Source organism: Streptomyces sp. WELS2, from assembly GCF_013870595.1.
In the GTDB taxonomy this organism is placed as follows: Bacteria; Actinomycetota; Actinomycetes; order Streptomycetales; family Streptomycetaceae; genus Streptomyces.
Map to the genome: position 1 here is coordinate 1 of NZ_JACBWZ010000223.1, position 8,321 is coordinate 8,321.

An 8,321-nucleotide genomic window follows, 5' to 3' on the forward strand; every position below is an offset into this window, starting at 1 on the left:
GCTGCGTCCGCGCCGGCTGCGCGACGCCTCCCGGCTGTGGGCCTCGCTCACGGACGCGCGCGGGGTCGACGGCCGGGACGGCCTGTGGGCCCACCCGGACATGCTGCCGACCGCGACCGACCTGGACGACCCGGACGGTTTCGTGCACCGCGAGCAGCTGGACTTCTCCGAGCTGGACAAGATGCTCGGTGAGGCGGCGGGCGGCGGCCACGACAAGCCCGACCTGCGCAAGAAGGACGAGGACGAGACCAAGGGCGACGACACCGAGTGAGCCTGTACGACGACGCGGTCCTGGTCCTGAAGGGATACGAGGGCTACGAGGGCTACGAGGACCAGGAGGAGCTGCGCCGGTCGTACCTGGAGCACCTGGCGGCCCGTCCGGACGGCATGTGGAAGTCCTGTGACGCCGGCCACGTCACGGCCAGCGCCCTGGTCGTCGACCCCGGGCGCGGCCGGGTGCTGCTCACGCTGCACCGGAAGCTGCGGATGTGGCTCCAGATGGGCGGTCACTGCGAGCCGGGCGACCCGACGCTCGAGGCGGCGGCCCTGCGGGAGGCGACGGAGGAGTCCGGGATCCCGGGGCTGACCCTGCTGCCCGGCGGTCCGGTGCGGCTGGACCGGCATCCGATCCCGGCGCCCTGCAATTGGCACTTCGACGTGCAGTACGCGGTCCTGGCCCCGCCCGGCGCGGTGCACGAGATCAGCGAGGAGTCCCTGGACCTGCGCTGGTTCGGCTACGACGAGGTGGCCAAGGTGGCCGACGAGTCGGTCGTGCGTCTGCTGGAGGCCACGCGCGCCCGGCTGTGACGGGTGTGCGACGGCCCGTCTCCGAGGGGTGTCCGACGGGATTTGTAAGGGGCGACCGCCTTGGCGGTCGCCCCTTACCCGTGTCCGGCTCAACTCCAGACGTTGCCCTGGTTCTGGCCGCGCGCGCCCTGCTGGCCCATGCCGAACTGGGCGGCGAGGCCCTGCCCGAACACGGCGTTCTGCGGCGGCAGCAGCTCGCTGGGCTGGACCAGCGCGAACCCGGAGCCCATGAAGCTCAGCTCCCAGCCCTCACCGGTGCTGCCGCGCCGGCGCCACACGCCGGAGGAGTGCGTCTGGGCCTGCATCTGCACGCGCAGCCCGGTGGACCAGGCGACGATCGCGTCGGCGTCGCAGTTGACGTACCTGTCGGGTGTGACCCGCATCAGCAGCGGGGCGCCCGAGGTCATCAGGGCGACCCTGCCGCGCCCGGTGATGCTGAGCTGGTACTTCCCGGAGCCGGAGATGCCGTACAGGCTGTCGACGGCGACGACCTCGTAGTGCAGCGAGGAGTCCATGGCGAGGACGTAGGAGCTGTCGACGGTCAGCCCGTCCTGCTCGATGTCCATGATGTGCACGTGCTGGGCGAGGTTGGCGAGGTAGACCGTGCCCTGCCCGTGGCAGCGCATCAGGTCCAGGCCCTCGCCGGTGCGCGCACGCGCGTGTGCCTGCCGGTCGCCCTGGTACTCGGCGTCGAACTCGACCAGCCCCTGGTAGGCGACCATGGTGCCCTTGCGGGCGAGGAGGTCGTCGTGGCCGTCCAGGGTGATCCGGAGCATCTGCGCGTTCTGCAGGCTCCAGCGCTCCTGGGTCTGGAGGTCGTTGTGCGCGAAAAGCGGGCTCTGCATGGTGTTCTGGCTCCCCCTCAGCCCCGGATCCGGAGGCGGTCGGTGCTGTCCTCGCTGGGCTGGACGACGACGATGCCCTGTCCGGAGAAGGCCATCTGGAAGGCCTCGCCGCTGCCCCGGCCGATCAGCGACTGCGCCTTGAAGCTGCGCTTGCCCTTCACCTTCAGGTTCGGCGACCAGGCGACCAGCGCGTCCGGGTCGACGTACGTCTCGTCCTCACCGCCCCCGCAGTCCACGACGATCGGCGTGCCCCGGGAGGTCAGCGCGACCCAGCCCTGACCGGAGATCCTCGTGTTCCACAGGCCCTGCCCGGCGAACTTCGCCAGGCCCTTGACGCGCTCCACGCCCCAGCTCAGATGGGCGTCGAAGGCGAGGAGGTTGGTGGCGTTGACGGAGATGCCGTCGCCGTTGAGGTTGATCACGACGACGTCGGCGCCGTAGTCGGCGAGGTAGAGCAGGCCGTCACCGGAGCACTTCATCAGCGGCGCGCCCTCGCCGGTGGCCCAGTCGCGGGCGATCTGGCGGACGGCCGGCGGGTTGGGCTCGTACTGGATGAAGCCCTCGTAGGCGACCATCGACCCCACGCGCGCGAGGAGGTCGTGTCCGGTCTGCATGGCGACCTTCAGCATGTGGCTGCCGTGGTTCTCCATGCGTGCGGTGACGGGTGCGGGGGCGAAGCCCGCGAGCGGCTGGTTCATGACGGGCTCCCTTTAGACCTCGTACGGCTGGACGACGATGAAGTTGCCGGGCGCGCCCCGGAACTGGAGGTTGACGCTCTCGCCGGTGTCGCCCGGGTAGGCGTTGCGGCGCATGCGGACCTGGCTGGAGACGATCACCTGGGAGCCGGCCGACCAGGCGACGACGGCGTTGCAGTCGGCGAAGGTGGTCGGCGTGACCGGCAGCACCACGGGCGTGCCGTGCGTCTTGACGACGATCGTGCCGGTGCCCTGGAACTGCATCGTGAACAGCGCGCCGCCGGGGATGCCGTGGCCCTCGATCCGGCGGACCTCGTAGCTCAGGCTCTCGTCGAAGGCGAGGACGTTCTCCGCGGACACGCAGATCGCGTCGCCCTGGAGCTCGATCGGGTGCAGGTGGGCGGAGTTCTCGGCGAGGAAGACCTGCCCCTGGCCGGAGCAGCGCATGAGCTGCATCTCCTGGCCGGTGGCGTTGCCCACGACGCGGCCCATGAAACCGGCGCCCTTGTAGCCGAAGTCGACCTTGCCCTGGTAGAGCACCATGCTGCCCTGCCGGGCCAGCACCGGCTGCCCGCCGATGCCGAGGTCGACGCGGACGAGCGCCTTGTTCTGCTGCGTCCAGCGCCGGCCGGTCGGCGTCTCCTTGAACGCCTGGAGCGCGGCCGTCACCCCGGCGCCGCCCAGGGGCACGCCCTGCGGCACCGCGTAGGCGGCGATGCTGCTGATGTCACGGGTGGGCCGGGGCGCGAACTACGCGACCGACGTGCTGCCCGCCCTGCTGGTGCTGGGCGCCGGCATGGTCACCCTGGTCGCGCCCCTGACCGCCACGGTGCTCGCCTCCGTCGACACCGCCCGGGCGGGCCTGGCCAGCGGCGTCAACAACGCGGCGGCACGCGCGGCGGGGCTGGTGGCCGTGGCGGCGCTGCCGCTGGCGGCGGGGATGGGGCCGGAGACGTACCGGGTGCCCACGGCGTTCGACGCGGCCTTCGACCGGGCGATGCTCTTCTGCGCGGGGACACTGGTGGTGGGCGCGGTCCTGGCCTTCACCCTGGTCCGCCGCCCGGCCCCGGACTGCCGCCACCCGGAATGCCGGACCCACGGCAATGTGACGGCTCCGCCGCTGGAGGGGGGCCGGCGGGAGGGGTAGGGGTGCGGCCGCCGTGCGGGAACGGGCGTTGCGTACGGGGCGTTCCGGGGACGGGCGTCGCGTACGGGGCGTCCGGGAACGGCCGTTGCGTACGGGGGGTTTCCGGGTGCGGCCCGGTGGCGGGGCGCTCGTGCGGTTCCCCGCGCCCCTTCGGATCGCTTCTGGCAGCCCCTCCCGCGCACCCCCGTACCTGCCCGTGAGCCACACTGAACCCATGACGATTCACCAGAACCTTCTCGGCGGACCGCCCCCGACCCACCTCCCCGACGACCCGGAGCCGCGTGAGGCCCTCGCGGCCGGTACCGCGCCGGCGGAGGTCGCCGCCCAGCACCCCACCTCGTCCCTCGCCTGGGCCCAGCTGGCCGACGACGCGTTCGAGCGGGGCTCGGTCGTCGAGTCGTACGCCTACGCCCGTACCGGCTACCACCGCGGCCTGGACGCCCTGCGCCGCAACGGCTGGAAGGGCCACGGCCCGGTCCCGTGGGAGCACGAGCCGAACCGCGGCTTCCTGCGCGCGCTGCACGCCCTCGCCCGCGCCGCCCAGGCGATCGGCGAGCAGGAGGAGTACGAGCGCTGCACCCAGTTCCTGAAGGACTCCTCGCCGACGGCGGCCCAGACCCTGGGCTGACCGGCGGTACGTACGTCACCGGTGTGGCCCGTCTGGCGGCAGGCGGGCCTTGCCGTCTTCCGGGGCATTGCGGAGGATGGCGGGGTGGGGACCGGGGCCCCCGTGCCGGCATCGGCAGGGGCGGACCGCTACCCGGAGTAACACAGGAGACAGCGATGTCCCAACAGGCTCACCACCCTCACCAGGCCGCTGAGCCCGAGACCCCGAATCTGGATTTCGCGGGGACGACGCCGTACGAGGACTACGTCAAGGCAGACGTCCTCACCCACCTCCAGCACACCCTCTCCGACGACCCCGGCGAAATGGTCTTCCTGGTGACCACCCAGGTCATGGAGTTGTGGTTCACCGTGATCGTGCACGAGTGGGAGACGGCCGCCCAAGCGCTCCGTTCGGACGACGTACCGACCGCGCTCGCCGCGCTGAAACGTTCCGTGCGGGAGCTGGAGGCCCTGAACGCCTCCTGGAAGCCGCTCGGGCAGCTCACCCCGGCGCAGTTCAACGCCTACCGGAGCGCGCTCGGCGAGGGCTCCGGCTTCCAGTCGGCGATGTACCGGCGCCTGGAGTTCCTGCTCGGCGAGAAGTCCGCCTCCATGCTCGTACCGCACCAGGGCGCCCCGCGCGTCCACGCGGAACTGGAGAAGGCCCTGCACGAGCCCAGCCTGTACGACGAGGTGCTGCGGCTCCTCGCGCGCCGCGGCCACCCGATCCCGGACTCCGTGCTGCACCGGGACGTGTCCGCCCGCTACGAGCCCTCACCGGCCGTCGAGGACGCCTGGACCGCGATCTACGCGGGCGACGAGAGCGACGAACTCGCCCGGCTCGGCGAGGCGTTGACGGACGTGGCCGAGCTGGTGTGGCGCTGGCGCAACGACCACCTGGTGGCGACCCGGCGCGCGATGGGCGCCAAGCCCGGCACGGGCGGCTCCGCCGGCGTGGCCTGGCTGGAGAAGCGCGCCCGCAAGAACGTGTTCCCCGAGCTGTGGACGGCGAGGTCCCATGTCTGAACTGGCCCTGCACGCGGAGAAGCTGGACGCGGAGGACGAACTCGCGCCCCTGCGGGACCGGTTCGTCCTCGACGATGTCGTGTACCTGGACGGCAACTCCCTGGGCGCCCTGCCCGCGCACGTCCCCGGCCGGGTCGCGGACGTCGTCCGCCGCGAGTGGGGCGAACTGCGCATCCGCTCCTGGGAGGAGAGCGGCTGGTGGACGGCGCCCGAGCGGGTCGGCGACCGGATCGCCCCGCTGGTGGGCGCTGCCCCCGGTCAGATCGTGGTGGGCGACTCGACCAGTGTGAACGTCTTCAAGGCGCTGGTCGCGGCGGTCCGCATGGCGGGTGACGGCCGCGACGAACTCCTGGTCGACGCCACGACGTTCCCCACGGACGGCTACATCGCCGCCTCGGCGGCCCGGCTGACCGGCCGCACCCTGCGCCCGGTCACCCCGGCCGAGGTGCCGGACGCGCTGTCCGGCCGTACGGCCGCGGTCCTGCTCAACCACGTCGACTACCGCACCGGCCGGCTGCACGACCTCCCCGCGCTCACCGCGGCGGTCCACGCCTGCGGCGCCCTCGCGGTGTGGGACCTGTGCCACAGCGCGGGCGCGCTGCCCGTGGGCCTGGACGAGCACGGCGTGGACCTCGCGGTCGGCTGCACCTACAAGTACCTGAACGGAGGCCCGGGTTCACCGGCGTACCTGTACGTCCGCGAGGAGTTGCAGGACCGCTTCGACTCCCCGCTGCCCGGCTGGAACTCCCACGCAGAGCCGTTCGGGATGAGCCCCGAATACGCCCCGGCACCGGGCGCCGTACGGGGGCGGGTCGGCACGCCGGACATCCTCTCCCTGCTGGCGCTGGAGGCCGCGCTCGACGTGTGGGACGGGGTGTCCGTTATCGCGGTCCGCGCCAAGTCCCTGGCGCTGACGGATTTCTTCCTGCGGTGCGTGGCCGCGTACACCGAGCCCGGCCGGGTGGAGTGCGTGACCCCCGAACGGCACGCGGAGCGGGGCAGTCAGATCGCCCTGCGCTGCCCCGACGCGGGCGAGGTGATGAAGCGCCTGATCGCCCGGGGTGTCGTGGGCGACTTCCGGCACCCGGACATCCTCCGCTTCGGCTTCACCCCGCTGTATGTGGGATTCCGCGATGTGGAGCGGGCGGCGCGGGTGCTGGGGGAGGAGTTGGCTTAGGGGGTGGGGTGCGGGGGCGGGGGCGGCGTGCCGGATGCCCAGGGGTGGGGCTCGGGGGTTGCTCCCCCCTTCCCCCGCTTCTCCCTCGGCGGGCGGGAAATGTCCGTGTCCCCGCACGTCACCGGCCTGGTACCGTCCCGGCCGGCGGCCGTTTCCCACCTGGTCCGCCACCCCCGTTCCGTAGCTGAGAGGTTGGAGCATGCCGGACGACGCCGCAGCGGTTCGCGCCGCCGCCGAAGAGGAGTCGGCCTTCTCGCACGCGCCGGTCGATCCCGACGTCACCGCCGCGTACGGTGACCACCCCGACCAGGTGATCGACTTCTACGTCCCCCGTCCCGGCCGGGAGGCCACCGCCCCCACAGCCCTCGCCCCGCTGGTCGTCGTCCTGCACGGCGGCGCCTGGCGTGCGCGCTACGACCGCCGTCATGTCACTCCGTTCGCGGCCTACCTGGCCCGCAGGGGGTTCGTGGTGGCCAACGTCGAGTACCGCAGGGGTGGCGAGGAAGGCGGGGGCGGTGCCGCCGCCATGGATGGTGCGGGTGGTGCGGGGAGCGTGCCTCCTGCCGGCCGCTGGCCCGACACGTTCGACGATGTCGCGGCGGCGCTGGACGCCCTGCCCGCGCTGGTCCGCGAGGTGGTTCCGCAGGCGGACACCGGCCGTACGGTGCTGACCGGGCACTCGGCGGGCGGGCACCTGGCGCTGTGGGCGGCGGCCCGGCATGTGCTCCCGGCGGACGCGCCCTGGCGTACCGGCCGCCCGTCGCCGCTGCGCGGTGTCGTCGCGCTCGCGCCGATCGCGGACTTCGAGGTGGCGGAGAAGCTCGGGGTGTGCGACCACGCGGCGCGGCAACTGCTCGGCGGGACTGGGATGTTCGTGGACCGTTGCCGGTACGCGGATCCGGCGCGGCTGCTGCCGACGGGTATCGCCGCGACGCTGGTGCAGGGCCGGGCCGATGTCGTGGTGCCGCATCAGGTGGCCGAGTCGTACGCGGAGGCGGCGGCGCAGGCGGGGGAGGTGGTCGGGCTGACGCTGCTGGAGGGCGTGGGCCACTTCCCGCTGATCGATCCGGCGGCGGACGCCTGCGCGGTGGTGGCGGAGGAAATCGCCCAACTGGCCTGGTGAAACCCGTAGTACCTGAGAGCTACGTGCCACAACGGCTCTCTGGCGGGACGCCGGCGACACCCTCCGATCCGTAGCTTCCTTCCCAGTCGAGCCCGATGGCCGGGCGACCGGAAAGGAAGCCACCATGGGGCCCCACCCGCGACGACCCGCGCCCTCCCGGCAACTGCCGACGCCGACCAGGACCCACGGGGGCGTCCCGCAGACGAGGCCCCACGGGGGCGTCCCGCACTCGACGACGAAACCCGCACGGATGGTGCGGCCGGGACACACCCCCACCACGCACCCGCGCTCGGGCCAGCACGCGCACCGCAACCACAACCCCCTGCGCCGCACCCTCCTCCGCACCCTGTTCCCCGCCCTGCTGGCCGCCGCCATAGTCCTCCCCCTCACCGGCGCGGCCCGCCCCGCCGTCCCCGCCCCGCCCCCGGCGGCCCTCACCACCCCCCTCACCCCCGCCACCCTCCCCTCCGCCTACGAAGCGAACCGCGAGAACGCGGCCGAAGCCGCCCGCATGGCCGCCGCCCACGGTGACGCCCACCGCGCCGCGGCCGACCGGGCCCTCGCCGCCCCCTCCCGCAGGCTCCTCGCCTTCGACGGCCGGGGAAGCGGCCAAGTCTCGGAAGTAATGGGCGACTTGAGCCGCGCCCGGCACATCGCCGTACTGGTCCCCGGCTCGGACACCACCCTCGACACCTACCCCCGCTTCCACCGCGCCGCCGCGTCCCTGTACTCGGCCCTCTCCCATCGCCCCACCGAAAGCCGTACGCCCGGGAACGCCGTCGCCGTCATAGCCTGGCTCGGCTACGAGACCCCGGCCACGGTCGGCACCGCCGTCACCACCACCACCCGCGCCGACGAGGCCGCCCCGCGCCTCACCGCCTTCGTCCGCGCCCTG

The 8,321-nt window shown here is 73.0% G+C and carries 10 protein-coding genes and 1 pseudogene; 8 read left to right on the forward strand and 3 right to left on the reverse strand.

Going from position 1 to position 8,321, the window contains the following annotated elements:
* Positions 1 to 271 (forward strand): zinc-dependent metalloprotease (locus H5J33_RS15435; RefSeq protein WP_181795490.1); only part of this gene is annotated, 271 nt, incomplete at its 5' end.
* Positions 268 to 807 (forward strand): NUDIX hydrolase, encoded by a 540-nt coding sequence (locus H5J33_RS15440; protein WP_181795491.1) that lies wholly within the window; start codon positions 268 to 270, stop codon positions 805 to 807. The genes H5J33_RS15435 and H5J33_RS15440, both read left to right, overlap by 4 nt.
* A gap of 89 nt (positions 808 to 896) precedes the next feature.
* Here the strand turns inward: H5J33_RS15440 and H5J33_RS15445 are convergent, their stop codons facing one another.
* The 3 genes from H5J33_RS15445 to H5J33_RS15455 are packed head-to-tail and all read right to left on the reverse strand — an operon-like array spanning position 897 to position 3,037.
* Positions 897 to 1,652, reverse strand: a complete 756-nt coding sequence (locus tag H5J33_RS15445) for an AIM24 family protein (protein ID WP_181795492.1) — start codon at positions 1,650 to 1,652, stop codon at positions 897 to 899.
* 17 nt (positions 1,653 to 1,669) lie between these two features.
* A complete protein-coding gene (locus tag H5J33_RS15450; protein WP_181795493.1) occupies positions 1,670 to 2,350 on the reverse strand; it encodes an AIM24 family protein in 681 nt (226 codons plus the stop codon).
* A 12-nt stretch (positions 2,351 to 2,362) separates the two neighbouring features.
* Positions 2,363 to 3,037, reverse strand: a complete 675-nt coding sequence (locus tag H5J33_RS15455; RefSeq protein WP_399552835.1) for an AIM24 family protein — start codon at positions 3,035 to 3,037, stop codon at positions 2,363 to 2,365.
* A gap of 19 nt (positions 3,038 to 3,056) precedes the next feature.
* Between H5J33_RS15455 and H5J33_RS15460 the strand changes: the two are divergent.
* The 6 genes and pseudogenes from H5J33_RS15460 to H5J33_RS15485 all read left to right on the forward strand — a co-directional run.
* A pseudogene (locus H5J33_RS15460) lies at positions 3,057 to 3,494 on the forward strand (MFS transporter); the annotation flags it as partial.
* 214 nt (positions 3,495 to 3,708) lie between these two features.
* Complete coding sequence (locus H5J33_RS15465; RefSeq protein WP_181795494.1) at positions 3,709 to 4,122, forward strand: DUF3151 domain-containing protein; 414 nt, start codon at positions 3,709 to 3,711, stop codon at positions 4,120 to 4,122.
* Between the two features lie 155 nt (positions 4,123 to 4,277).
* Positions 4,278 to 5,126: a tryptophan 2,3-dioxygenase family protein gene (locus H5J33_RS15470; protein ID WP_181795495.1), complete on the forward strand. Its 849-nt coding sequence runs from the start codon at positions 4,278 to 4,280 to the stop codon at positions 5,124 to 5,126.
* Complete coding sequence (gene kynU, locus H5J33_RS15475; protein ID WP_181795496.1) at positions 5,119 to 6,303, forward strand: kynureninase; 1,185 nt, start codon at positions 5,119 to 5,121, stop codon at positions 6,301 to 6,303. The genes H5J33_RS15470 and kynU overlap by 8 nt, the downstream gene beginning before the upstream one ends.
* Before the next feature lie 199 nt (positions 6,304 to 6,502).
* Entirely contained in the window at positions 6,503 to 7,426 is a 924-nt protein-coding gene (locus tag H5J33_RS15480) for an alpha/beta hydrolase (RefSeq protein ID WP_181795497.1), read from the forward strand.
* Between the two features lie 250 nt (positions 7,427 to 7,676).
* The coding region (locus tag H5J33_RS15485; protein ID WP_220212370.1) for an alpha/beta hydrolase at positions 7,677 to 8,321 on the forward strand (645 nt) is incomplete at its 3' end.